Origin of the sequence: Kocuria gwangalliensis, assembly GCF_039544365.1 — a bacterium.
GTDB classification, from domain to species: domain Bacteria; phylum Actinomycetota; class Actinomycetes; order Actinomycetales; family Micrococcaceae; genus Kocuria; species Kocuria gwangalliensis.
This window is the reverse complement of record NZ_BAABLN010000005.1, coordinates 33,799-57,294: the sequence shown is the minus strand read 5'-3', so window position 1 is coordinate 57,294 and position 23,496 is coordinate 33,799. Positions and strand designations below refer to the sequence as shown.

At 63.4% G+C, this 23,496-nt stretch carries 26 protein-coding genes and 1 pseudogene; 18 read left to right on the top strand and 9 right to left on the bottom strand.

Going from position 1 to position 23,496, the window contains the following annotated elements:
• The 4 genes from xdhC (at position 1) to ABEA06_RS02730 (ending at position 3,480) form a co-directional block, all read left to right on the top strand.
• Positions 1–834, top strand: coding sequence for a xanthine dehydrogenase accessory protein XdhC (gene xdhC, locus ABEA06_RS02745; protein WP_345310496.1), 834 nt, complete (start codon positions 1–3; stop codon positions 832–834).
• Between the two features lie 817 nt (positions 835–1,651).
• The gene (locus ABEA06_RS02740; RefSeq protein WP_345310495.1) at positions 1,652–2,095 is read left to right on the top strand and encodes a hypothetical protein; all 444 of its coding nucleotides are present in this window, start codon (positions 1,652–1,654) and stop codon (positions 2,093–2,095) included.
• On the top strand, positions 2,092–2,511 hold the full coding sequence (locus tag ABEA06_RS02735) for an NUDIX domain-containing protein (RefSeq protein ID WP_345310494.1): 420 nt from the start codon (positions 2,092–2,094) through the stop codon (positions 2,509–2,511). Before ABEA06_RS02740 ends, ABEA06_RS02735 begins: the two co-directional genes overlap by 4 nt.
• A gap of 87 nt (positions 2,512–2,598) precedes the next feature.
• Positions 2,599–3,480 carry an SDR family NAD(P)-dependent oxidoreductase gene (locus ABEA06_RS02730; RefSeq protein ID WP_345310493.1) on the top strand — a complete coding sequence of 294 codons (882 nt, stop codon included), beginning with the start codon at positions 2,599–2,601 and terminating at the stop codon, positions 3,478–3,480.
• Positions 3,481–3,644: 164 nt separating this feature from the next.
• Here the strand turns inward: ABEA06_RS02730 and ABEA06_RS02725 are convergent, their stop codons facing one another.
• Entirely contained in the window at positions 3,645–4,085 is a 441-nt protein-coding gene (locus ABEA06_RS02725) for a VOC family protein (RefSeq protein WP_345310492.1), read from the bottom strand.
• Between the two features lie 73 nt (positions 4,086–4,158).
• Here ABEA06_RS02725 and ABEA06_RS02720 point away from each other — a divergent pair, with 73 nt between their 5' ends.
• The 4 genes and pseudogenes from ABEA06_RS02720 (at position 4,159) to ABEA06_RS14525 (ending at position 7,647) form a co-directional block, all read left to right on the top strand.
• Entirely contained in the window at positions 4,159–5,106 is a 948-nt protein-coding gene (locus tag ABEA06_RS02720; protein WP_303383822.1) for a quinone oxidoreductase family protein, read from the top strand.
• A 102-nt stretch (positions 5,107–5,208) separates the two neighbouring features.
• Positions 5,209–6,039 (top strand): Cof-type HAD-IIB family hydrolase, encoded by an 831-nt coding sequence (locus ABEA06_RS02715; protein WP_345310491.1) that lies wholly within the window; start codon positions 5,209–5,211, stop codon positions 6,037–6,039.
• 201 nt (positions 6,040–6,240) lie between these two features.
• Positions 6,241–7,101, top strand: a pseudogene (locus tag ABEA06_RS02710) (YeeE/YedE family protein); the annotation flags it as partial.
• A 312-nt stretch (positions 7,102–7,413) separates the two neighbouring features.
• Entirely contained in the window at positions 7,414–7,647 is a 234-nt protein-coding gene (locus tag ABEA06_RS14525) for a sulfurtransferase TusA family protein (RefSeq protein WP_303383545.1), read from the top strand.
• A 135-nt stretch (positions 7,648–7,782) separates the two neighbouring features.
• Here the strand turns inward: ABEA06_RS14525 and ABEA06_RS02700 are convergent, their stop codons facing one another.
• Together ABEA06_RS02700 and ABEA06_RS02695 are read right to left on the bottom strand one after the other, a co-directional pair.
• Entirely contained in the window at positions 7,783–8,742 is a 960-nt protein-coding gene (locus ABEA06_RS02700) for an intradiol ring-cleavage dioxygenase (protein WP_345310490.1), read from the bottom strand.
• 144 nt (positions 8,743–8,886) lie between these two features.
• The gene (locus ABEA06_RS02695) at positions 8,887–9,903 is read right to left on the bottom strand and encodes an NADP-dependent oxidoreductase (protein WP_345310489.1); all 1,017 of its coding nucleotides are present in this window, start codon (positions 9,901–9,903) and stop codon (positions 8,887–8,889) included.
• Positions 9,904–10,259: 356 nt separating this feature from the next.
• Here ABEA06_RS02695 and ABEA06_RS02690 point away from each other — a divergent pair, with 356 nt between their 5' ends.
• A complete protein-coding gene (locus ABEA06_RS02690; protein WP_425559485.1) occupies positions 10,260–11,570 on the top strand; it encodes an SLC5/6 family protein in 1,311 nt (436 codons plus the stop codon).
• A gap of 407 nt (positions 11,571–11,977) precedes the next feature.
• Here the strand turns inward: ABEA06_RS02690 and ABEA06_RS02685 are convergent, their stop codons facing one another.
• From ABEA06_RS02685 to ABEA06_RS02675, 3 genes are all read right to left on the bottom strand, one after another.
• A complete protein-coding gene (locus ABEA06_RS02685) occupies positions 11,978–12,235 on the bottom strand; it encodes a Txe/YoeB family addiction module toxin (RefSeq protein ID WP_345310488.1) in 258 nt (85 codons plus the stop codon).
• A gap of 2 nt (positions 12,236–12,237) precedes the next feature.
• Positions 12,238–12,495, bottom strand: a complete 258-nt coding sequence (locus tag ABEA06_RS02680; RefSeq protein WP_345310487.1) for a type II toxin-antitoxin system Phd/YefM family antitoxin — start codon at positions 12,493–12,495, stop codon at positions 12,238–12,240.
• A gap of 84 nt (positions 12,496–12,579) precedes the next feature.
• The gene (locus ABEA06_RS02675; protein WP_303383600.1) at positions 12,580–12,771 is read right to left on the bottom strand and encodes a hypothetical protein; all 192 of its coding nucleotides are present in this window, start codon (positions 12,769–12,771) and stop codon (positions 12,580–12,582) included.
• 210 nt (positions 12,772–12,981) lie between these two features.
• On the opposite strand from ABEA06_RS02675, the gene ABEA06_RS02670 reads away from it, so the two are divergent.
• Positions 12,982–13,602, top strand: a complete 621-nt coding sequence (locus tag ABEA06_RS02670; RefSeq protein ID WP_303383601.1) for a ClpP family protease — start codon at positions 12,982–12,984, stop codon at positions 13,600–13,602.
• The gene (locus tag ABEA06_RS02665; RefSeq protein WP_303383602.1) at positions 13,599–14,195 is read left to right on the top strand and encodes a ClpP family protease; all 597 of its coding nucleotides are present in this window, start codon (positions 13,599–13,601) and stop codon (positions 14,193–14,195) included. Before ABEA06_RS02670 ends, ABEA06_RS02665 begins: the two co-directional genes overlap by 4 nt.
• A 6-nt stretch (positions 14,196–14,201) precedes the next feature.
• Here ABEA06_RS02665 and ABEA06_RS02660 read toward each other — a convergent pair whose 3' ends face one another.
• A complete protein-coding gene (locus ABEA06_RS02660; RefSeq protein ID WP_303383603.1) occupies positions 14,202–14,495 on the bottom strand; it encodes a helix-turn-helix domain-containing protein in 294 nt (97 codons plus the stop codon).
• Between the two features lie 208 nt (positions 14,496–14,703).
• The gene (locus ABEA06_RS02655; RefSeq protein WP_345310486.1) at positions 14,704–15,474 is read right to left on the bottom strand and encodes a formylglycine-generating enzyme family protein; all 771 of its coding nucleotides are present in this window, start codon (positions 15,472–15,474) and stop codon (positions 14,704–14,706) included.
• 98 nt (positions 15,475–15,572) lie between these two features.
• Between ABEA06_RS02655 and ABEA06_RS02650 the strand changes: the two genes are divergently transcribed.
• The 7 genes from ABEA06_RS02650 (at position 15,573) to ABEA06_RS02620 (ending at position 22,296) form a co-directional block, all read left to right on the top strand.
• Complete coding sequence (locus ABEA06_RS02650) at positions 15,573–16,112, top strand: DinB family protein (RefSeq protein WP_345310485.1); 540 nt, start codon at positions 15,573–15,575, stop codon at positions 16,110–16,112.
• Positions 16,113–16,194: 82 nt separating this feature from the next.
• Positions 16,195–16,956: an SDR family oxidoreductase gene (locus tag ABEA06_RS02645; protein WP_345310484.1), complete on the top strand. Its 762-nt coding sequence runs from the start codon at positions 16,195–16,197 to the stop codon at positions 16,954–16,956.
• 28 nt (positions 16,957–16,984) lie between these two features.
• Positions 16,985–17,617, top strand: coding sequence for a YdhK family protein (locus ABEA06_RS02640; protein WP_345310483.1), 633 nt, complete (start codon positions 16,985–16,987; stop codon positions 17,615–17,617).
• Positions 17,618–18,078: 461 nt separating this feature from the next.
• Positions 18,079–18,909 (top strand): hypothetical protein, encoded by an 831-nt coding sequence (locus ABEA06_RS02635; RefSeq protein WP_345310482.1) that lies wholly within the window; start codon positions 18,079–18,081, stop codon positions 18,907–18,909.
• 134 nt (positions 18,910–19,043) lie between these two features.
• Positions 19,044–19,598 (top strand): AAA family ATPase, encoded by a 555-nt coding sequence (locus tag ABEA06_RS02630; protein WP_303383647.1) that lies wholly within the window; start codon positions 19,044–19,046, stop codon positions 19,596–19,598.
• Between the two features lie 110 nt (positions 19,599–19,708).
• On the top strand, positions 19,709–19,951 hold the full coding sequence (locus ABEA06_RS02625) for an FMN-binding negative transcriptional regulator (RefSeq protein WP_303383649.1): 243 nt from the start codon (positions 19,709–19,711) through the stop codon (positions 19,949–19,951).
• Between the two features lie 401 nt (positions 19,952–20,352).
• Complete coding sequence (locus ABEA06_RS02620) at positions 20,353–22,296, top strand: glycoside hydrolase family 3 protein (protein ID WP_345310481.1); 1,944 nt, start codon at positions 20,353–20,355, stop codon at positions 22,294–22,296.
• Positions 22,297–22,454: 158 nt separating this feature from the next.
• On the opposite strand, the gene ABEA06_RS02615 is transcribed toward ABEA06_RS02620, so the two are convergent.
• On the bottom strand, positions 22,455–23,372 hold the full coding sequence (locus ABEA06_RS02615; protein WP_312397198.1) for a sulfite exporter TauE/SafE family protein: 918 nt from the start codon (positions 23,370–23,372) through the stop codon (positions 22,455–22,457).
• Positions 23,373–23,496 lie beyond the last annotated feature (124 nt).

Genomic DNA, 23,496 nt, shown 5'->3' with positions numbered 1-23,496 from the left:
ATGGACTGGTTGGACGCGCTGCAGCACTTACGCGGCGAGGGCACCGCGGGCGTGCTGATCACGGTGATCGAGGTGCGCGGGCACGCGCCTCGGGAGGCCGGGGCCAAGATGGTCGTAAGCGAATCAGGCACGTGGGACACCGTGGGCGGCGGGAACCTCGAGGCGACCGTGATTGAACGTGCCCGGGCCATGCTCGCGGCGGGCAGTTCCGAGCCCGAGACCCTGACGTTCTCGCTCAACGAGCACGCCACCGTGAAGCACAGCCGACAGTGCTGCGGCGGCGTGGTCAGCGTGCTGCTCGAGCCGCTGCGGGCCCGGCCCACGGTTGCGATCTTCGGCGTGGGGCACGTGGGGTACGAGCTGGCGCGGGTGCTGTCTCGATTTCCCGTGACGGTGCATCTGGTGGACAGCCGGGCCGAGCAACTGAATCCTGACCGGTTCGCGGACGTTTTGGAGGGAACCGCTCAGGTCCACCTCCACCACAGCCCCGCGCCGGAAACCACGCTTGCCGAGCTGCCGGCCGGCGCGCACGTGCTGATCATGAGCCATGACCACTCGGAAGATCTCATCCTGTGCGACACGGCCCTGCGTCGCGGTGACCTGGGCATGGTGGGGTTGATCGGGTCATCCGCCAAATGGTCGCGTTTCCGCAAGCGCTTACGCGACGAGGGCCACGACGACGCCGCCATCAGCCGGATCTCGTGCCCCATCGGTGTGCCGGGCATCCCCGGTAAGGAGCCTGCGGCCATCGCGGTGAGTGTGGCGGCGGATCTGCTGCGGGTGTTCGGGGAGGTGCGGCGGACCGGTTCGGGAGGCTGTTCGCGACGGAGATGAGACCCCCGAAGCTCGACCGAGCGGCGTCGTTGGCCGTCGCCGCTGAGGGCTGACCGCGTCATCAAGGTACGGCTTCTAAGGTGGAAGCATGGCTGAGACGAACATGACCAGTACCAAGAACCTCTGGATCCAGGCGGTGGCTGGCGGCGCATTCACTCTCATTCCCGCGCGTAAGTACCCGGCGTGGTTGCGTTAAACGCTGACTCGGGGGTCGGCGGCGGGAATGTTTGCGTTACTCGCCGTTCCCGGTGCGGTGCCGAAGCTTCAGGGGCTAAAGCCGAATAAGACCGGCTCGGGACAGGAGGATGCCGAGGAGTCCGATGTCGAGAAGATTGGCGGAAACCCTGTGGCGCGGATTGGGGTCGCCGCAGGTGTTGGTGCGGCAACCTACGGATTGTTCCGGTTCTCATTCTGGCTCGACGGTGCCGCCGAGCATGGACTACGCAAACTGCGCGTACCGTATCCCAGAGTAGTGATGGGTGTGGGAGTGGCCGCTATACATGCGCTCACGGACGAGTTCGATCGCCGGTACGATGCGCGTGGAGACCAGTCGCCGCCATCCGATGCACGTTAGACCCGTCATCTCTTCCACGTTGGCGCGCTGATCGATGGTAGAACCATGACGGCTTAGCGCTCTGCACTCTGATCGACCTAAAGACCCTCATTACCCAGAGGTCTGCATCTTGGTCGACGTAACGACCCCGAAAACCGGGTTCCGTGGCTCGACTGTCGATCAGATTGCAGCGACCCGGCCCCGAGGGCCGCAACGTCGACCAGATTGCGGATCCGTGGCGCGGATGGAGGGGATACTGAGTCAATGACCGAGTGGAGTGCAGTTCTGGGGGCTGTTGAGCTGGCGTTGAGCGGTCACCGTGAGCTCGGAGAAAAGGCGCTGCGCGAGTGCTGGTCTGACACGACGTCGTCCGATCACTCGAAGCGTTGCGTCATCGCGCACTACCTGGCTGACCTGCAGCTCAACGTTGCCGCTGAAGTCGAGTGGGATGAGCGTGCGCTCGCCGAATTCGCTCATGTTTCTGATGCCGATCTAGCCCCAATCGGTGTTCCCAGCGCCAAAGGATTCGCGCCGAGTCTGCACTTGAATGCGGGGGACGGGTGTCTGCGTATGGGCCGCGTGGCCGGCGCCTGGACTCATCTCGAGGCGGGTGAGCTGACTCTGCAGGTATTAAAACGGAACGGATATCTGCAGTTCATCGAACAAGGTTTACATCGCCTGCGGCAACGCTTGGAGGAGCGCACATGATCGATGCCGAGACGGGTTGGTACTTCGTTCACGTCAGCGTGAAGGTCACGATTTTCGACGGCGCCAGGACACTACTCGCACTGAACTCCCGCGATGAGTGGGAATTGGTCGGTGGCTGGCCGTCGGCCGATGATGGGTCGCTCCAAGAGACAGCTCGCCGCGAAGTCCGCGAGGAAACGGGGTTGGTGGTCGACGCCCTTCACCTTGCGGATGCAACGCTCTTCGAGCCAGTACCGAATAAGAAGGTCGCCCTCGTGGTGTACGCAGCTGAAGTTTCTTCTGCGGGGCAGCTGGTAATAAGCGAAGAACACGTCACATTGCAGTGGTTCGATGTGGACGACCTCCCGCCCAATCTTCCCGCGGCATACAGGGAAAGCGTTCGCCGGGGTTTTCGATTACTCGAACCAAAACCGTGAGGCCATCTCGTCAACGCCGGCGCTAACCGCCTCCGACGGGACATGACCAATAGCCAGGATGCGGCTTGGCGCGCCTACCTTTAAGACATGGATCCAAGACCTCTGACTGCACTCGAACTCCCCGGCCAATCTGAGCGCACGTGGCTCATCACCGGAGCGACCAGTGGGATTGGTAAGGAGCTGGCGCTCGCGGTGGCTGCTGCTGGGGGAACGGTAGTGGCTCCGGCGCGGAATCGGGAGAGAGCGGCGTCGTTAGTCGCGGCTGCTGGTGGATGCTCGGGAAGTATCGAGACTCCGAGCATGGATCTTGCGGATCTGGAGTCCGTGAGTCGGTTCGCCAGCTCGTTGACCACCGATATCGACGTGCTCGTGAATAACGCCGGCGCTGTGTCGCCGAAGCGGCGCGAGACGGCGGACGGTTTCGAGATGCTGCTCGGCACCAACTTTCTGGGCCCGTTTGCACTGACCAACTTGATCGCCGATCGGGTGCGGGAGCGCATTGTGATTACGGGGTCGGACTCGTACAAGGTGGGGCGAGTTGACGTGGCTGATCCGCATTTCCGCAGGCGCCGATGGAACCCGTTGACCGCCTACTCGCAGTCCAAGCTGTGCGACATGCTGTGGGCCCGGGCATTGCAGGAGCGGATCGGCTCTCAGGTGCTGGTGACACTTGCGCATCCGGGTTGGGCGGCCACGGGACTTCAGAATGTCACGGGGAGTGGATTCTTGGACCGGGCGATCGTGAAGGTCACGTCACCGTTCTCTCAGCCCGCCGCAGATGGTGCTCTACCCCTTGCCGAGGCGGCTGTCGGAAACCATCCGCCGCTGAGCTACATCGGCCCGGACGGGTTCATGAAGTGGAAGGGTAAGCCGCAGGCCCAGGAAGTTTCGCGGCGCGGGCGCTCTACCGTGGGCGCTGAAGAGGTATGGGCGCTGGGTATGCGAGAAACGGGTACGGACCTGGCATGAGTCGCCATCGCTGAACATTCCAGTCCCGACTAATGCCTGATCAGGCCGCTGAAGTGCATTTTTACGGACTGGAATGTCGGCGGACGCGAGATCTGAGACAGGTTCAAGCTCACGGCGTCATCCGGCCCGGGGCGCCGTCGCCCACCCGAGCGCGGCAGTAACAGTCAGCCGATCTGCTCCGCCAGCGCCACAATGATGCCCTCCGGTCCGCGGAGATAGCAGAGGCGGTAGACATTTTCATAGTTGCTGACCTCACCGAGGAGCTCGGCTCCGTGGGCGCGTAGGCGGGTGATGGTGTCGTCGATGTCGTCGACCGCGAACATGATGCGGTGCAGCCCCACGGTGTTGGGTGCTGGCGCGAGCGGGTCCGGTGTGATCACGTCGGGGGAGTGGTAGGTGGTCAGCTCCACCCGGCCGTGCCCGTCCGGAGTGCGCATCATGGCGATCTCGTTGCGGATCCCATGGAGGCCCACGGTTTGATCCGCAAAGAGCCCCTCGATGGGCGTGCGCCCCTCCAGCTCCATGCCCAGTTCGGTGAAGAAGTCGACGGCGCCGTCCAGGTCCCTGACCACGATGGCCACGTTGTCCATTCGTTGGATACCCATGGTTCGAGCGTAGACCCGTGGCACACGAGGTGTCCCGCAGGAATTCCTGCCGACCTGAGTCGTTAACGTAAGTATGCGAGTCATTGGATTTACAGAATTCGGAGGGCCCGAGGCTCTCGACGTCCACGATGTCCCGGAGCCTCATGCCGGGCCCGGAGAAGTTCGGATCGCGGTGAAGGCCGCGGCGGTCAACCCCACGGACACGGAGACGCGTCAGGGTAACGGCGCTCCCGCGCAACTGCCCGCCCCGCACGTACCGGGGATGGATGCGGCGGGCGTGATCGACGAGGTCGGCGAGCCCACCGCTGATCTGGACACGTCCCCGTGGTCGGTCGGTGATCGGGTCATGGCGATCGCCATCCCGCTGCGGGGCCACGGTGGCGCGTACGCGCAATACCTTGTCGCGGATGCGGACTCCCTGGCCCGGATCCCGCAAGGTCGATCGCTGGAAGAAGCCAGCACGTTGCCCATGAACGGGCTCACCGCCACGCAGGCGTTGGAGAAATTGGCGCTCGAACCCGGTCAGGTGCTGGCCGTCACCGGAGCGGCAGGAACCCTGGGCGGTTACGTTATTCAACTGGCCAAGCTCCAGGGGCTCACGGTGATCGCCGACGCCGCCGCGAAGGACCGCGAGCGCGTGGTCGCCTTCGGCGCCGATCACGTGGTGGAGCGAGGCGATGATTTCGCGGACAAGGTGCGCGAGATCTACCCGGACGGTGTGGATGGACTGGTTGATGCCGCGGTGATGAATGAGATTGCCATACCGGCAGTTCGCTCCGGGGGAGGATTCGCCACGGTGCGCTTCTGGCAAGGACCAGAGGACAGTGACCTGACCTTCCACCGCGTGTGGGTGGGCGACGAATACCACCACGGCGAGAAACTGGACGCACTGCGCGAACTGGTGGAGAGCGGCGTCGTGACCCTGGAGGTGGCCGACACGTTGCCCGCCGCCCAGGCGACGGAAGCCCACCGGCGTTTGCAGGAGGGCGGCGTGCGGGGGCGGCTGGTCCTGACGTTCTGAGTACGGGGTCGAGCTGACTAGGGTTGAGCCGGGTCAGCGTGAGCGGACTCCCCGTCCGCCCGGCGCGAGCCAATCGACTTAAACCCAACAGGAGAACGAATCATGTCCCCCGATTACCAACTCGTCGCCTTCGACATGGACGGCACCTTGCTGAACAGCGCCAGGGACCTCGAACAGGGAACTCGGCGTGCCTTCGAGGCCATGCGCGCGGCCGGAACGCGCATCATGTTGGCTTCGGGGCGCCCCATTCCCGGGTTGAAACTGCTGGCGAGTGAACTGACCCTGGGCCAGGACCTGGTGCTCGCGGGGATGAACGGCTCGATCGTGGTGGATCAGGCCACGAACCGCGAAATCGCACGTCACCCCATGGCGCTGGACGTCACCCGGGCGCTGATCGCCACGGCTAAGAAGCACCATGTCATGGTCATGATCCCGCATGACGATCAGCTGCTGGTCGAGGACTCGGCCGACACCCACGCGCAGCACGAGGCCGCGGGCAATGACCTGACCATCCGCGACGTGGCGGACTTGTCGGAGCTGGCCGTGGAACCCACCAAAGTGCTCTTCGTGGGTGAGCGGGACGTGACCGATCCGCTGCTGGACGAGCTCACCCGGGATTACGGCGAGCAAGTCGAGCTCGCGTACTCCTCACCGTTGTATTTGGAAGCTACCGCCGCCGGGGTTAACAAGGGCTCCGCCATCACCGACTACTGCCAGGCCCAGGACATCCCGTTGTCCCGCGTCATGGCGTTCGGGGACAACGGCAATGACATCGAGATGCTGCGCACCGCAGGCCTGGGCGTTGCCATGGGCAATGGCATCCCCGAGGCCAAGGCAGCGGCCGACCTGGTGACCACCTCCAACAACGACGAGGGCATCGCACGGGTCCTGTCCCGGTACTTCGATGTCGACACGAGCGAGATTCCCGCGTGATCCCCACTACCCCCAGGCGTTGGGGGAAACCTGAATATGACGGTTTGTTGCAACCCCCTCGACCCGACCGGAGCGCCCCCTGTTTACTTGATGGCGATCCTCGGAACGAGACTGCGCGTTCTGACCCTCCTCATCTACTGAAAATCAGGTTCACTACATGATTCTTACCGGTCTGATTGTCGGCGCCGTGCTGGGCATCTGATGCAGCGCGGTCGGTTCTGTGTCACCGGCATGCTGCGGGACATCTTCCTGCAGAAGTCGTGGCGCACGTTCGCGGCGCTGCTCATCGTGATTTCCGTTCACGCCATTGGGCTCGCGGCTCTCACGAGTCTGGGCGTGATTGCCCCCGAGTACAGCACGTTCGCCCCGGCGGCCGTGATCATCGGTGGTTTCATGTTCGGTATCGGCATCATCCTGGCCGGCGGTTGCGCCTCCGGCACCTGGTACCGCTCGGGCGAAGGCCTGGTGGGTTCGTGGGTGGCGCTGGCCATGTATGCGCTGTCCGCGTCCGCCATGAAGGGCGGCATGCTGGACGGCTTCAATTCCTGGATGACCAGCTGGGACACCGGTTTGACCACCATCCCGGCGGCACTCGGGATCTCTCCGTGGATCTTCGCGATCGCACTGGCTGTGTTCACCGGCATCATGGTTCGCCGCTTCATGATCCGTGAAGCCGGCAGCCCCAAGCCGGCGCGCCTCAACAATCGTCCGGCCTGGAAGCGCCCGCTGCACGTGTACAACGCCGCGTGAATGATCGGCCTGCTGGGCGTCATCGCCTGGCCGCTGTCCGCAGCCGCCGGTCGCAACGGTGGTCTGGGCATCACCACCCCGTCCGCTCACACCGTGGACTTCATCACCACCGGCGATGCAAAGTTCATGAACTGGGGCACCCTGCTGGTGCTCGGTCTGTTGATCGGTTCTTTCATTGCGGCCAAGGCCACCGGCGAATTCCGTATCCGTGTGGCCGATGCCAAGACCACCGTGCGCGCCGTCGTCGGCGGTGTGCTGATGGGTATTGGCGCGGCGCTGGCCGGTGGCTGCACCGTGGGTAACGGCATGGTCGAGACCAGCCTGTTCAGCTTCCAGGGTTGGATCGCTCTGCTGTTCATCGCCCTGGGTGTTGGCGCGGGCACCAAGCTGTGGCTCAAGCCTTCCGCTGCGCAGCCCGCCGCCGCAGCTCAGGACACCGAGACCTACTCCACGTCCGAGAGCCTGGACCACAACATCTCCAACGAGAACCCGTCCGGCAACTCCATTGACGCGACCCCGTCCAAGAGCCCGCGGAACACTCATGCGTTCTCCGGTTTCGCCGCGGCGCCGTCCGCGCTGATGGTCAAGGACCCGACCCTGGCGCCGTCCAAGAAGCTCAAGGATCTGGGCGAGGGCTACTACGCCCTCGACTCGCTGGGCGCGGTCTGCCCGTTCCCGCTGATCGAGGCCAAGGACGTCATGAAGACCCTGCAGTCCGGCGACCACCTGGTCATCGACTTCGACTGCACCCAGGCCACCGAGGCCATCCCGCACTGGGCCGCCACCGACGGTCACGAGGTCACCGACTTCGTCGAGAAGGGCGAGGCCAGCTGGCAGATCACCCTCAAGAAGGGCTGATCTCACCTCTCCCGAAATAGACGGCGACGCCGCCCGCGACTTTCGCGGGCGGCGTCGTCCTTCTCGGGCGCTCCGATGACCTCGATGGCTGCGGGCTCGGGATCAGGCGGGGGGCGCTCCCATTCCTCCTCCCGCCTACGGCTCCGTGCTCGTGTCGATGGGGACATCGATGTGCGCGGTGTAACCGCTGTTCTCGTTCCCGGTGACATCGGCCATCTGCAGGTCCCATCCGTCGGAGAACACGTTGTCGGACTCGAGAGTCACGGCGGCGAGTGCCTCCGCGGAACCGCTGTACTCGGAGCGCGCGTAGACCGTGTTACACGCGTCCTCCGGCAGGGCGATCTGCGAGGTGAGGATTGCGTTGGCGGCATCCGTGATCGAGTCGATGTCCGGGAACACCTCGAAGTGGATGTGCGCCCAGCGGCCCATGTAGCAGCCGGGGAAGATTGTTTTGAATGTGACCGTGCCGTCGTCGCCGACCACCTGCACACCACGCAGGTAGGTGGCGTCCTCCAGGCCCTCGGAGTACATCGAGTAGTTTCCCTGCGCGTCGCAGTGCCACACGTACACGGCCGCGCCGGTGAGCGGACCGTTGCTGTTGACCATGTCCACGATGTTCATGGTCAACGTCATGGGCACCCCGTCCGCGGTGGTGCCGCCATCGACGTTTGCGGTGATGTCGCTGCGTTCGATCCCTGAGATCTCCAGTGCGTCCTGTCCATTGGAGCCGTCCCCGGGGTAGGGGCCGGCGGTTTCTCCCGGCATTTCCTCGTTATAGGTCGCCGTGGGGCTGGGGGTCGCGCTCGCCGACGACGCCGCTGACGACGCCGACGCCGACGGGCTGCTCGTGCTCGTCGCGTTCGAAGAGCAGGCGGCCAGGGCAAACACACTGGCACCCGCGCCGAAGACCCCTAACGCGCGGCGTCGTGAGACCAGGGTGCCGAGGTCGAAGGCGAGACCTTGGTCCTCCACGTCCTCGTTCTGCCGGTCCAGCGGGCGACCCTCAAAAGTTTTCTGGTCTTGAGGCGTCCCATGGTCTCCCTCGGAGGCGGCCGGGTACGATCGGTTGCTGCGTTTACCAAAGATCGGGCTCATGGTCAGTCCTGCTTTCTGCGGCTTCATGTATCGACCATGAATGTACGGAGTGGTTACTTAGAGCCCGTTGAGAATGCTTGAAAGTGACCTGAGAAAAAGGTGCACCCCGCCCTGGAACGGACGGGGCACACGGTGAACGTCGGTTTACAACCGCACGATCATCTTCCCGGTGTTCGCGCCACCGAGCAGGTCGATGAACGCCTGCGGAGCGTTTTCCAGGCCGTCGCGGAACGTCTCGTCGGCCTGCAGGGTGCCATCCTGCAACCATTGGACGGCCTGCTCAAGGAACTCGGGGGCCAGGTCGTAGTGGTTGCCCACAATGAACCCGCGCAAATTCAGCTCTTTGCCGACCGCCATGAACAGGTTGGTCGGGCCGGGCTCCGGTTTTGTTGCGTTGTACTGGGAGATAGCCCCGCACATCGCCACGCGCCCATACTTACGCAGCGCCCCGATCGCCGCTTGAAGGTGATCACCGCCCACATTGTCGTAGTACACGTCGATTCCGTCGGGGGCGGCCTTCTGCAGTAACTCGTTGACGTCGCCCTCTTTGTAGTTGAAGGCCTCATCGAAACCCAATTCCTTCACGCGGGCAATCTTCTCGGCCGAACCGGCCGAACCAATAACCTTGGACGCCCCCAGCGCCTTGGCGATCTGGCCCACGGCCGAGCCGACGGCGCCGGCGGCGCCCGAGACGAACACGACGTCGCCCTTCTTGAACTTCGCGATTTCCGTGAGCCCCACGTAGGCGGTGAGGCCGGGCATGCCGAGGATGCCCAGGTACTTGGACGCGGCGGCGGCGTCGACATCGACGACGGTCGCGGCGGCGTCGTCGACCACCGCGAATTCGCGCCACCCGAGGGAGTGCAGGACATGATCGCCCACCGTGATGCTGTCGGACTCGGATGCGATCACGGTCCCGACGGCAGCGCCTTCGAGCGGCTCGTCGATCTGGAACGGTGGAATGTAGGACTTGGTGTCGTTCATGCGGCCGCGCATGTAGGGGTCCACGGACATGACCTCGTTCTGCACGAGAACCTGGCCGGACTGCAAGGTGGGCAGTACGGCAGTTTCGAGACGGAAGTTCTCGTCCGTGGGCGTTCCATGCGGGCGCGCGGCCAGGACGATCTGTCGGGTTTCGGTAGGTGTTTGGGTGGGTGCCATGAAAGTTCCCCCGTGGTGATGTTGGAGATGGTGCACTTCGGTTAAACGCAGTGCGATGCTTCCACCCTGTGCTGGAAACTTCATCAACATGAGGACTGCTAGGGGGAGGGATTGTCGATATGCCCCGGGTAAGGCGGCGAGGGCCAATGGGTGGGGTGCGGGGCAGCTCGGGCCACGCCTGATGTCGCCTGCGTCCGGGCGCCATCGGGCGGGCCAGTACTGTCCGGGCGGCGCAAGAGATTACTTCGGATTGTTGAAAAATCTGTCGTACGCACGTACCGTTGTGACCCAGTTCACGAGAACGAGTACATCCACGCTCACCACGCACCCACAGCACGGAGATCAACGTGTCGAACATAGCCCACAAGGCGACAAGCACCGCCGGTTCCTCAGCCACAACAGCCACGGACCGACGCGAAGACATACACAGAGCCGGCCGCGTAGCCAACAAACGCTTTGAGACGAACTGGACCATCTCCCTCTTCGGGACAGCCGTGGGCGCGGGAGTCCTGTTCCTGCCCATCAATGCCGGTCTGGGGGGTCTGTGGCCACTGTTGATCGTGACCCTCCTCATCGGCCCCATGACCTATTTGTCCCACCGGGCGCTTTCGCGTTTCGTCTGCGCATCCCCGGTCCCGGGCGAGGACATCACCGTGGTAGCCCGCAAGACATTCGGCGAGGGGGTGGGCCGGGTGATCACCGTGCTGTACTTCCTGGCCATCTTCCCCATTGTCCTGATCTACGGGGTGGGTATCACCAACACCGTGGACAGCCTCATGGTCAACCAGCTGGGACTGCCGTCCGTGCCGCGGTGGTTGCTCTCCGGGTTGTTGATCGCGCTGATGATGCTGGTGATGCTGGCCAGCCAGCGCATCATGTTGATCGTCACGCAATGGCTGGTCTACCCGCTGATCCTGATCCTGCTCGGCGTGAGCCTGTATCTCATCCCCGGCTGGAACCTCAAGGGTTTCGGCGGTGTGCCCTCGTTCGGCGAGTTGGCGATGTCCATTTGGATAATCATCCCGGTGCTGGTGTTCGCCTTCAACCACTCTCCCGCGATCTCGCAGTTCTCCGTTGCTTTGAAGCGCGAATACGGCGCCGGGGCGTCGGAGCGGGCGTCGGCGGTGCTGAAGCGCAGCACCTTGTTGCTGGTGATCTTCACCATGGGCTTCGTGTGGTCCTGCGTGCTGGCCCTCGGCCCCACTGGCCTACAGGCCGCCAAGGATCAGAACCTGCCGGTACTGTCCTACCTGGCCAATGAGCACGGCAGTCCGTTCATCGCCTACCTTGGCCCGGCGGTGGCGCTGGCCGCCATTGCGTCATCCTTCTTCGGTCACTACTTGGGTGCAGCCGAGGGCGCCGCGGGTATCGTGCGCTCCATGGTGGACCGTGACGGCTCTCGCGTCAGCGACAAGAACCTGAACATCGCCATTGCCGTGTTCATCTTTTTGACCACCTGGCTGGCCGCCATCCTGAACCCCAGCATTCTCTCGCTCATCGAGTCCATTGCGGGTCCGATCATCGCAATTATTCTCTACCTGATGCCCATGTATGCCATCCGCAAGCTCCCGGCGTTGGAACCCTACCGCGGCAAGCTTTCCAACGTGTTCGTCACGGTTGCCGGCCTCGTGGCCGTGAGCGGCATTATCTACGGGCTGGTGGCCTGATCCCGTCCTGTCGGTCAATGGCCGACCTCACGCCGTTGTGGGCGCCCGTGGTCAGAGCTTCGACCGGATAGGGAATTCGGGCGCGCTCATGGAAGAACTCGACATTGACTCTTGCGCAAGGGGCCAACGGCTGATGGCATGAGGTATGGAACCCAATCAACGGACGGCGAGTTCAGGTGCCGAGCATGGCATCCCGGTCGTTCTCAGACCTTTTATCCCGGCCCTATCACTGGTCATTCTGGGAATCGGAACCCTCCTATTGAGGGTCTCAGGAGTCATCAATGACATAGTTTCATCGATCATTTTTGCAATCTTGATCGCTGCCGGTTTGCTCTTCTATGTTCTCCTCAACCGAGGAGCCGGTGAGGAGTAGCGTAGACGGTCATCAGATCCCAAGGCGGCTCAAGCTATCCGTAGTGGTGCATACATGTAGCAATCAAAACTTCGTCGCTCGTCACTTTATATACGAGACGATGTTCTTCTGTGATTCTGCGCGACCAATATCCCGCGAAGTAATAGCGCAAGGCTTCGGGCTTCCCAATTCCCTCATTGCCGTTTCGAGTAATGTCGCGGATGAGGAGGTTGATCCGTTTGAGGATCTTTCGGTCTTGACGCTGCCACCATAGGTACTCTTCCCAGGCCGACTCGGACCAGACAAGTCTCACGATCAGTTCTCATCCACAAGGTCGTGTGATGTACCGCGGCCAGCTTCCAGCTCCTCCATCGAATCAAAAAGTCGTCGTGCATTTTCTGGGGAACGCATCAAGTAGGCCGTCTCCTTGAGAGAGTTGTACTCAGCCAAAGACACAATCACGACCGGCTCATGGCCAGAGCGAGTCACAATGACCGCTTCCCGGTCGTCGACTACTGAATCCAAGACCTCCGCATAGCGAGCCCGTGATTCCGAATAATTCATAGTCTTCATGGAATACCTCCGTACAAAAAATTGTACGCTCATTGTCAACTATGCAGAATCGTGCCGGCGGGTTCCATAGTTTCTGGTCGGGGGTCAGAGCCGCGGTGCGGCTACTGGTAGGCCCTTGCTCGATGGGGTGACCGGAGCGGCGTCGTCGGTATTGGTCGGCGCTACACCCAGGACGTCCAGGGCGACGGCGAGAACACCCAGGCCTGCCCTGCCGAGAAATATGGGGACCAGTGCCATGTACGCGGCCACGGTGAAGAATTCCGCCGAAGCGAGCAAGGGCCCATCCGCATCATCCGAACGGGCTCGATACAGCGCGAGCTCGACGACATATTTGGCAGAGGATCGTAGGGAAACCCGCCGGTTGGGGCGCGAACCACTGCCACAGATGTTCAGCACTCCAGTTAAAGGCCTCCGGCGCTGCCGTGAGCAGCGCTGCTCACGGCAGCATAGGGCTGAGGCCGGCGCGTTGACGGTCAAGCTTGACGCATGACTGAAACTATTGCTGCTCCGACCGGGAGCACACTTGACGAAGAAATGTACCGGAAGCTGTTCGAGCGTCGGATCCTGCTACTGGGGGAGCCGTTGGAAGGGTGGAACTCGAACCGTCTTTGTAATGGGCTCATCCTGCTGGCGGCCCAGGATTCCCGAGCCGACACCACATTGCTCATTAACTCGCCAGGTGGCTCGGTGTCCGGAATGCTCGCGATTCGCGACTGCATGCGCGTCATTCCTTGCGACGTTGCCACGATCAACATCGGAATGGCTTACAGCGCGGGGCAATTCCTCTTATCCTCCGGCACTCCCGGTAAGCGCTACGCAATGGAACATTCCAAAGTGTTGCTCCACCAAGGCTCATCGGGGATAGCCGGCACGGCCATGGACATCGCCATCCAGGCTGACGACCTCCGCCATACCCGCGACACCGTGCTTTCACTGGTCGCCCAGGACACCGGACAAGACCGCGACGTGATCGAGCGCGACTCGCGGCGTGACCGCTGGTTTGACGCCCGAGAGGCACGTGAGTACGGGTTCATCGACCACGTAGTGACGACATTGGACGACATCATGCCGGACCTCGTATCTACCGGGGTAGGAGCAGACTCATGAGCACCTACACCATCCCCTACGTCACCACCCACACCCCTCAGGGCGACCGCACGGTCGACGTGTACTCGAGGCTTCTCGAAGAAAGAATTGTCTATCTGGGCACGGCGATCGACGACGGCGTGGCCAACGCCATCATCGCGCAGCTCGTCCACCTGGAAGCTGATAAGCCCGACCAGCCCATTCAGCTCTACATCAATTCACCGGGCGGTTCGATCCCCGCCATGTTGGCGATTTACGATGCCATGAATTACGTGCGGTGCGACGTGTACACAACGTGTGTGGGAGAAGCCGGATCCACCGCCGCGGTCATCCTTGCCGGGGGAACACCCGGCGGGAGATCGATACTGCCTCACGGGCGTGTAGTTATTCACGCTCCGGCAGCGGAGGGACGCGGAGCGATCCCCGACCTCATTCTCGAAGCCGATGAAATTGAACGTGTGCGCACGATGCTCGAAGAAATCCTTGCGCGGCACACGCAGAAAACTCGGGAACAGATTCGCAAGGACACGGAACGCGACCTCATCCTCACTGCCGAGAAAGCATTGAAATACGGAGTCATCGACGAGATTGTCGGACAGCGCCCTCGTCATTGAGATAGATCAGGCCGCAAGGCACAATGAGCCGCGATCGACAGTGGACGCGGCACGACGCGCAACCTCGCCAACGGTCAGGTCCAGAGCGCCCGCTACCGCACCGAAGATCTCGGACGAGGGGTCCTTCCGCCCGCGCTCGATTTCGGACAGGTACTGCGGCGCGACCCCGGCTCGACCGGCGACATCCGCAATGCGTTCGCCCCGGTCGAGGCGTTCCTCTCGCAGCACAGCACCCACGGACTCGCGCCAGAGTAGCTCTGACGGGGATCCAGGTACCGGAAACTTCACTACGTCACCCATGTACCCACGCTACGCGCAATACATGAACTCGTGTCAGTGCCGTGAGCTTAATGTGGCAGTCTCAGGCCGACGGCGCGCGGCGCCCGGTTCATTGGTGCGAACACGGCGTCGGTTCGGCGGTGAATTCAATTCGAACAACTGTTCGCCCAAGAATTTCGCCGCCTGCGCGAGCGCGATGGTGCGGCCATTCCGGTGTCCGTCGACCCGATCAGATCGAGTTCGTCGGGAAGTCCTTGAGTGGCGTCCAGCCGAACGGAACGAGTCCTCGGGGATTCGCGCGAGCGCGATCTTCCTTGTCGGACCAGCCCTGCGCTTCCGTGGCGCCGGGATCACCCACGGTGCCGCGCGCCGGTCGAAAACCGACGTCGTCGATGACTGCGTCCGGTGCGCTTCCCCGTCGAACAGATACACGACAGCTCCACGTAGGATCAGCCCAACCCCCGCCCCGAAGGCTTCGGTAACGTCCGTACCGTGCCGGGTCCGCCAGGTCCCAGCACCATTCCCACACGTTCCCGATCATGTCGTAAAGGTCAAAGTCATTGGGTTGCTTGGTTGCCACGGATTGGGCCGATTCGACGCCGTCCGCCTCGGTCCAGGCGATCTCAGACAGTGGACCGTAGGTTGGACCGGCTGTTCCGGCGCGGCACGCGAATTCCCATTCGGCCTCGGTCGGCAACCGGTACCCGTCCGCGGCAGGGTTCCAGAACACCCAGTCATCAGCAATCGTGTACGCGGGCGAGAGGCCCTCGGTCGGCGACGCCGCATTGCACCACCTGATCGCATCGAGCCACGTCACGGGTGCGGCAGGCCGGTCAGCTGTCAAAATGCCCGCCGTGCCACCGAATTGCTCGACAGTTATCGGGGTTGCGGCGAGTTGGAACGTCCGAAGTACGACGTCGCGCGCGGTCCCGGTTCGCGCATTCCGCAGCGTAATGCTGCCAGCTGGAACGTGGCGGAAAGTGATGTCGGACGGGATCATGAATGACAGCTTTCCATGAACCCTGATGAGGCAGCTTGTCATCAACGAACTGCCTCGGACCGAGCCACCCGTGGGACACCCGGATAGCATTCAATGGCATGACTACTGAAACGGATGAGCACGGCCGCCCAGAACCGCCCATTACCGGTGACGAGTGGGAGACACTACGGGGATTCCTGGATTTCCACCGGGCCACGTTCGCGTGGAAGACCTCCGGGCTGAGTCAGGCTCAGCTGGCCCAAACGTTGGGCCCCAGCACCATGACCTTGGCCGGTCTCATCAAGCACCTCACGCTGGTGGAGGATCAATGGTTCCGGGAGGTCCTCTGGGCCGAAGAAGACCTCGAACCTTGGGCGTCCGTGGACTGGAAGACCTCACCGGACTGGGACTTCGATACCGCCCTCCAGGACGACCCGACCGAGCTCGTGGAGAACTGGCGGAAGAGCGTCTCCCACGCCCGGGACAATGCCGGACGCGCCTTCATGGAAGATGGCCTGGACGCCCGCAGCAAGGCCACACACCATGGCGAAACCCCCAACCTCCGCTGGATCATGACCCACATGATCGAGGAGTACGCCCGCCACAACGGGCACGTGGATCTGATCAGGGAATCCATCGACGGGCTGACGGGGGACTGAGAACGGCCCGAGGCCAGGACCAACGTCAGGAAGTCGAGCGCGGGGCCTATCTGGGGCCTCTCTGCGTGGCTAGTGTAGATGCATGAGCAACATTGCGGTGCTGGGTGCCAGCGGAAACTTTGGCTCGGCCGTCTCTGCGAAACTGGAACAGCAGGGCCATGATGTGGTGCGGATCAGCCGCAGCCACGGCGTGGATGTGATGTCTCCGGAGGGATTGGAACGGGGCCTGGACGGCGTGGACACCGTGGTTGATGCCTTGCACATCGATTCCCTCGGTGCTCAGAAGTCCATTGAGTTTTTCACCCGCGCGGCTCGAAACGTTGTCCACGCGGCGCAAGCGCGCGGCGTCGGACGGATTGTGTGTCTCTCCATTGCGGGAGCTGCCAATCCCGAGGTGAACCACCGATATGGCTACTACCAGGGCAAGGCCGCTCAGGAGAACTTTTACCAAGAAGCCGACATCGCCTCCACCACGGTGCGCTCATCGCAGTGGTTCGAGCTGATCCCGGTGCTCGTTCACCGGGTGACCAAGGGGCCACTGACGATCCTGCCGAGCATGTTGATGGCTCCGGCCGCAATGAGCGATGTGGCGGCATTCATGGCGGATGTCGTGACCGAACCTCGTCCCGCTCGCAATGAGATCGTGGCCGTCAGGGGACCCCAGGTCGATTCCGCGGCGAACTTCGCCCGGCGAATCCTCGCCGCCCAGGGTTCGATCGACGGCGTGCAGCCCAAGGCCATTCGTGAGGCCCCGTATCTGGGCCGCGGTATCGCGAACGGCGGATTGATTCCTGCGGATGCTCACGTCACCACCACGACCATCGATGAGTGGCTCGGCGCGTAGGCCCCGATCAACAACGGAAGGATTCATTATGAGACGCCCCTCCACCCTGGGGGGCCTGACGCTTGCCGCTGCCTTGGCATTGACGGCGTGCGGCGCGGACACAGGAGGGGAAGATGGCCTCGTAACTTCGGCAGCATCCGCGACCGCATCTGCTAGCGGAGAGGCGACCGCGTCACCGTCTACATCCAACGCTCACGAGGAACACGAGGGGATGGGCGACGCCGGGCACCAGCACAATCCGGATGGCGGTCCCGCGCCGGAGGGAATTGTGGAAGCAACCGATCCGACGTACCCGGTCGGTTCTACGGTAATCCTGACTGCCGATCACATGCCGGGTATGCAGGGGAGCGAGGCCACCATCACGGGCGCCTTCGACACGACCGCTTACTCGGTGACGTACACGCCGACCTCCGGTGGTGACCCCGTGGTCGATCACAAGTGGGTCGTCCACGAGGAACTCCAGAACCCGGGCGAGCCGCCCCTGCCGGATGGCACAAAGGTCGTCCTGACTGCCGACCACATGGCCGGGATGCAGGGGGCGGAGGCCACGATCGAGAGCTCCACCGATGAGACCGTTTACATGGTGGATGTGGAGGCGGGCGGGATGAAAATGACGAATCACAAGTGGGTTGTCGAGAGCGAGGTTCAACCCGCTGAATAGGCCAGCGCGTAGATACCTGACCCGCACTTGGCCTCGATCCACCGATCCAGGTTCGAGCTGGTAGCTGGGGTGGGCTGCGCTAAGTTTTGTAGACATCTTCTTTGTGGATCAGGCCGCGATAGTGGTCTAACCAGGACATATCGATGAAGGCACCCGAACTTGGTAGTGGTTGCCATCATGGTCCATCGATGTTGCTAGGATCGGCGTTCAACACCACGGTTGATCCGACACTCCATCCCCCGTGCTACTTCCGTGCACGGACATGGGTGGAACTGCGCCCGGCGCGCCCACGACGCGCAACACCGGCCCACGGTGAGCTGTGAGTGGACCGGGTCGCGGTCACTGACCGAGAACGGCGTGGTCAGACCTGCTCGAAGTCATGAGCCGACTGGCGGACTCGCCGCCGCCCTCGAGGGGACAGCCGTGGCAGATCCCCCTGAACTACTATGGAGGCGATACGCTTGTCGACCCCGTCCTCGAGAAAAACCGCCATCACCCCCGTCCACAACAGCCCGCGCGACGGGGCCGGTCCCACCGATGACGGCGGGGATCCCCAGCAGCAGGTTCGGGAACCCGAGGCGTTGGATCCCACGCAACAGGTATGGATGGCGCGCACCACACTCCTCATCCTGAATCTGCTGTTACTCCTGGGCAATCTGATCCATTTGTTCGTGGACGAGCCGCACGAACCGTCTCATCCGATATTCTCCCGCCCCGCGTGGAACGGTGACTACGACGAATCGCACATCGAGATCCTGGGCCACGTTCAACTCGTCGCCGCGACGATCATGTTGCTCTTCCTGTGGATCACCAGGCACGCCGCGGTGTACGGCGTCTGGGCACTGGTCATCCTCGCCATCACCGTCGATGACCTGCTGCAGATCCACGAACGTGGCGGAGCCGTGCTCGTCTCAGCTCTTGGTCTGCCCGCAGTCGCAGGTCTTTGGCCCCAGGACCTCGGGGAACTCCTGGTCTGGGCGGCAATGGCCTTTGTGCTGGGCATCGTCCTGGTAATCGGCCACCTCCGGGCCCCGAGGTACGCAGGGGGAGACTTCTGGCTGCTGGCCGGACTGGTCGCATTTCTGGCAATGTTCGGCGTGGGTGTCGATCAGTTGCACGTCATCGTGGAACCCCACGTCCCACCTCTGGCGGGCACCGCGTTGGCGTTGCTTGAGACCAGCGGTGAGCTGGTGTTCATGACTTTGATCGTCCTCGCAGTACACCAGATGGCCATCCGGCCCAAGATGCCACTGCGGTCCGCCCCCCGGCACCCGGGGAACCTCAGCCGGTGATGGGCCCCCGGTGGCCAGTGCCACGAGGCCCCGACCACGCCGCGTCCTCTGCAGGCGAAGACGGTAGTCATACCGAGCGGGCAAGACGGGGGCAGCGGGCCAGTGACGCCCGGGTTCGCCGCGTCCGACGAATCGTGTTGCTGGGCATCGACGGAGCCGGGAAGACAACCACGGCCGCGGCACTGGCCGCAGCGGAGCGGAAGTCAGGCCGGCCGGCGGTGGTGCTGCGCAACCGGTCCGGTCGCCGCTGGCTGGCGCGCACCTCGGCACGGGTGGGGCTAGAACTTCCTGTGTCCTGGGCGGACCGGGTGGAGACAGTGGTGCGCACCATCAACGTCCTGGTGTCCCAGGCCCGGGCCGGGCGCCGGGACGGGCTGGTGGTCATCGACCGTCACCTGGTGTGCCAACTGGTGCTACGAAAGGTCCGAGGCCTGCCACCGGGCTGCGTCCTGCCGTGGGCGTCGGCCACGTTGCTGCACCCGGACGCCGTGGTCGTTCTCGACGTTCCGGTCGAGACCGCCCACGAACGAATCCTCACTCGCGGAGAGGATCTCGAGTCGCGGGACTTTCTGCGCAGCAGCCGGGCCGCATACCTGGAACTCGCCCGAGCCCGGGGCTGGAGCGTTGTGGACGCGACCGGAGCCACCGAGACGATCATCGCCCTGATCGAAGAAGCAACCGGTCCCTGACCAACTTGCAGACCCACGTTGGGCGCCCGAGGGCACACCAAGTGTCGAACGACAAGACGCTGCCGGCACAGGCCGTCCTGGCTGTGGTCGCTCTGGTGTGAACCCAGTTGGTGTGGGGCCCGCACGACTACGTCATCTCGAGCTGGTATGCCCCTGGCGACCCCGTCCCGACCTGGCACCACATCACCGTGCACCTCTATAGGACGCCCGAAATCCTCGGCGACGAAAAGAACTACGCCATGCTCTTTTGGCTCACCGATCACTTCGAGAAACCCCACCCGAACGGCCGCAACCTCTCCGAACGTTGCGCGACAACTACAACACGAACCGACGTCCGCCCGAGGCGCCACTAGCGGCACGCTCGGTAACGCGCGCTACCAATACGTCCACCTCATAGGCATGGTCCAAGCAGGCGAAAGCCTGGCCGCGGGGGACATGCGTACCGAAGTACATGGTTCCCAAGGCCATTGGAGGAATCGTCACGGGTCCTATGTTGAATGGGTCTGTGCTCATGCCGTCACCCAAACGGTTGAACCAAGGTCCAAGTCAATGGGTGCCGCCGCAAACCCGACCCAGCGCCGTCGTGCCCGCGGTTGTTACGCGGCCCCTGGCAACTATTGCCAACCGCGGGCGTCGCGCGGGCCCCGCGAATACAGTGACCATTAGATCGCCGTGGTCGGAGCTGTCTCAGTTCTAGGGATGGTCAGCGCCGCAGCCGTGGCACGGCGTTGGACGCGACGAAGGGGCCGCAAACATGACTACTCAACCCGAACTCGGCAGCACGACCGGCAGCTACATCGTGCAGGACGGACTCACGTTCCGCGATCTTGACGGCGACGACATGCTCTCGCCCTTCGAGGACTGGCGCCTCCCCGCGACCGAACGTGCGCGCGACCTCGTCTCCCGGATGACCACCGAGGAAAAGGCCGGGCTGATGATCATCGGCTCGCATTATCCGGGGTACTCCGCGTTCCTCCCCCACCCGGTCAAGGGACAGATCCTCAACCAAGAGGACGTCTGGCGAGACGCCAACCCCATCACCGGAGTTCCCTTCGCAGAACCCGTCCTGGTGACCTCGGCAACCGACAAAGCCATTAATGTACGTGGCCAGCGCGACTTCGTGGTCCGTGACAATCTCACTCCCCACGAGCTGGCTGAGTGGACCAACGCCGTCCAGGAACTGGCGGAAAACTCGCGTCTGGGTATCCCGGCCATCTTTGCATCCAACCCCCGCAACCACGTGGCGCTCGTGTCCCAGTTCGGGGTGAACGAATCAACGGGGATCTTCTCCGAATGGCCCGGTGAGCTCGGCCTGGCAGCTCTGAACAACCCCGAACTCATTGAGAAGTTCGGCCGCGAAATCGCCAAGGAATGGCGCGCCGGCGGTATCCATAAGCTCTACGGTTACATGGCGGACCTCGCGTCCGAGCCGCGCTGGTCCCGTTTCAACGGCACGTTCGGTGAGGACCCGGAGCTGGTCTCGGACTACATCGGCGCCGTGGTGCGTGGCCTGCAGGGCGAGACCCTCAGCGACGAATCCGTGGCCACCACCATTAAGCACTTCCCGGGCGGCGGCGTGCGCCTGGATGGACATGATCCGCACTTCGAATGGGGCCAGACCAACGAGTACCCCACCGAGAACGCACTCGAGCGCTACCACCTGCCCCCGTTCCAAGCCGCCCTGAACGCCGGCGCAGCCTCGATCATGCCCTACTACGCGCGACCCATGAACAACTCCGCGCCCCAGCTCACCCGGGACCTGTGGCAGGAACCCACCACCCAATTCGAAGAAGTTGCGTTCGCCTACAACCGCACCTTCATCCAGCAGTTGCTGCGCGAGAAGATGGGCCATGCCGGCTACGTAAATTCCGATTCCGGTGTCATCGACGCCATGATGTGGGGTGTCGAGGAGCTCAGCGAGGCCGAGCGGTTCGCCGCTGCCGTGCACGCCGGCACCGATATTTTCTCGGACATGGCCAACCCCGCCCAGCTGATCGCCGCCGTCGAGAGGGGCCACTTGGCCGCCTCCGATCTCGACCAACCCGTCGCACGCCTGCTCACCGAGATCTTCTCGCTGGGCCTGTTCGAGAACCCGTACGTCAGCGCCGATCACGCGATCGAGGTCATCGGAGCCCCCGAGGTCTCGGCCCTGGGCGAGCGCGCGCAACGTCGGTCGGTCACGCTTCTTCGCAACGACGCCGACGCCGCTCTGGTGCCTCTCCAGCAAGGTCTATCCCCTGGTCACGGGCCGCACCAAAATCGAGCAGGTGCAGGGTCAACTGGAGGAGGCCATTGCGTCGGTCTGGCCGACTGCCGAGATCGCCGGCGCACCCGAGGATGCGGACTTCGCCCTCATCTGGGCTCGTCCCGAGATCGCCCTCTTCGAAGACGACCGCGAAGGCGTCTCACTGTCCCTGGATCCCCGCGACAACGGCGTGGACGTGGACCGCGTGCGGGAGATCGAGAAGACCGTCCCCACACTGCTGGTGGTCAATGCGACCAACCCGTGGCTGCTGGCCGAGCTCGAACCCGACGCCCGCGCCGTGGCCATCACGTTCGAAATCAAACCCGAGCACCTGCTGCGCTCGCTGTCCGGGGAGGACGGTGGTCCGGCCGGTCGACTTCCCATGGCCATGCCGGTGTCCGCTCAAGCCATCGCCGATTCACCGCGCGACGTGCCCGGGAAGTTCCTGGGTGACGAGTACGCCTACCGCGACCGCGACGGAAACCTGTACACCTACGGGTTCGGTCTCACGCTGTAGCGGGAAAGCCGCGCAGTCTCCGAACGTCCCGCCCGGCCGGGTATCCGGGGTAATGCCCCGTGAACCCGGCCGAGCGGCGGCGTCGTAGGCCTTACTACTTGACCAGCACCTTCTCCGGCTCGCCGAGCGAGCGCTCGGCCTTCCGGTCGGCCAACTCGCGGCGGACCACCCACACCACGCCGGCGATCCACAGTGCGGCCAGCGCACCCAGGATCGTGTAATAGGTGCCCGGCCCGGGAACGATTGCTTCCACGGCGTCGAACCGCAAAATCGTGCGCACGTTGGTGAAGATAATCAGGCCGCCGGCGGCAATTGCAAGCACGCGCGGGGCGATCAGACGGACGAGCCATGCGGCGATCGGCGCGGCGAACACGCCGCCGATCAGCAACGCGATCACAAAACCGAAGTTGATGCCCTGGCTACCCAGTGCCAACAGGAAGCCCGCGGAGGCGCCCAGGCTCACCACGAACTCGGACGTGTCGATCGAACCAATGACCTTGCGCGGCGCGATCTTGCCCGAAGCCAGCAGAGTGGGGGTGCCCACCGGGCCCCAACCACCGCCACCGATCGCGTCCATGAACCCCGCGACCGCGGCCAACGGAATCAGCAGGAAGCCGGGAATCTTGCCCTTGAAGTCCGGGCGCCGGTCCGGAATGGTCAGGAAGCGCCACACCACAAAGATCCCCAGAGCCAACAGCACCACGGACATCACCGGGGCCGCTGCTTCGCCCGAAAGGGTCAGCACGTGCGCCCCGAAGAACGCCGCAATGCCGCCGGGCAGGGCCATGAACGCGACCACGCGCCAGTCGATGTTTCCGAACTTCCAGTGGGACACACCCGAGGCGAGTGTGGTGCCCACCTCGGCCAGGTGCACCGTGGCCGAGACCGAGGCGGGGGCCAAGCCCACGGCGAGGAGCAGCGTGGACGAGGTCACGCCGTAGGCCATGCCCAAGGACCCGTCCACGAGCTGCGCCCCGAATCCAACAAGGGCGAGCAAGATAAGTGTCCGCACGGTAGCTCCTGACGATAAGAAAATGAGTTGGGTCCATCTAAAAACTCCACGTCAGCACACTCAATATTTATTGAGAAGTGCGTCCTCGCATGTAGAACCGTGACAACCACTTGACTTGCATGGC

Bases quoted from the DNA above. Each gene is read 5' to 3' on its own strand.
- xdhC (WP_345310496.1), top strand. From the start codon at position 1: ATGGACTGGTTGGACGCGCTGCAGCACTTACGCGGCGAGGGCACCGCG.
- ABEA06_RS02740 (WP_345310495.1), top strand. From the start codon at position 1,652: ATGACCGAGTGGAGTGCAGTTCTGGGGGCTGTTGAGCTGGCGTTGAGC.
- ABEA06_RS02735 (WP_345310494.1), top strand. From the start codon at position 2,092: ATGATCGATGCCGAGACGGGTTGGTACTTCGTTCACGTCAGCGTGAAG.
- ABEA06_RS02730 (WP_345310493.1), top strand. From the start codon at position 2,599: ATGGATCCAAGACCTCTGACTGCACTCGAACTCCCCGGCCAATCTGAG.
- ABEA06_RS02725 (WP_345310492.1), bottom strand. From the start codon at position 4,085: ATGGGTATCCAACGAATGGACAACGTGGCCATCGTGGTCAGGGACCTG.
- ABEA06_RS02720 (WP_303383822.1), top strand. From the start codon at position 4,159: ATGCGAGTCATTGGATTTACAGAATTCGGAGGGCCCGAGGCTCTCGAC.
- ABEA06_RS02715 (WP_345310491.1), top strand. From the start codon at position 5,209: ATGTCCCCCGATTACCAACTCGTCGCCTTCGACATGGACGGCACCTTG.
- ABEA06_RS02700 (WP_345310490.1), bottom strand. From the start codon at position 8,742: ATGAGCCCGATCTTTGGTAAACGCAGCAACCGATCGTACCCGGCCGCC.
- ABEA06_RS02695 (WP_345310489.1), bottom strand. From the start codon at position 9,903: ATGGCACCCACCCAAACACCTACCGAAACCCGACAGATCGTCCTGGCC.
- ABEA06_RS02680 (WP_345310487.1), bottom strand. From the start codon at position 12,495: ATGAAGACTATGAATTATTCGGAATCACGGGCTCGCTATGCGGAGGTC.
- ABEA06_RS02670 (WP_303383601.1), top strand. From the start codon at position 12,982: ATGACTGAAACTATTGCTGCTCCGACCGGGAGCACACTTGACGAAGAA.
- ABEA06_RS02665 (WP_303383602.1), top strand. From the start codon at position 13,599: ATGAGCACCTACACCATCCCCTACGTCACCACCCACACCCCTCAGGGC.
- ABEA06_RS02660 (WP_303383603.1), bottom strand. From the start codon at position 14,495: ATGGGTGACGTAGTGAAGTTTCCGGTACCTGGATCCCCGTCAGAGCTA.
- ABEA06_RS02655 (WP_345310486.1), bottom strand. From the start codon at position 15,474: ATGATCCCGTCCGACATCACTTTCCGCCACGTTCCAGCTGGCAGCATT.
- ABEA06_RS02650 (WP_345310485.1), top strand. From the start codon at position 15,573: ATGACTACTGAAACGGATGAGCACGGCCGCCCAGAACCGCCCATTACC.
- ABEA06_RS02645 (WP_345310484.1), top strand. From the start codon at position 16,195: ATGAGCAACATTGCGGTGCTGGGTGCCAGCGGAAACTTTGGCTCGGCC.
- ABEA06_RS02640 (WP_345310483.1), top strand. From the start codon at position 16,985: ATGAGACGCCCCTCCACCCTGGGGGGCCTGACGCTTGCCGCTGCCTTG.
- ABEA06_RS02620 (WP_345310481.1), top strand. From the start codon at position 20,353: ATGACTACTCAACCCGAACTCGGCAGCACGACCGGCAGCTACATCGTG.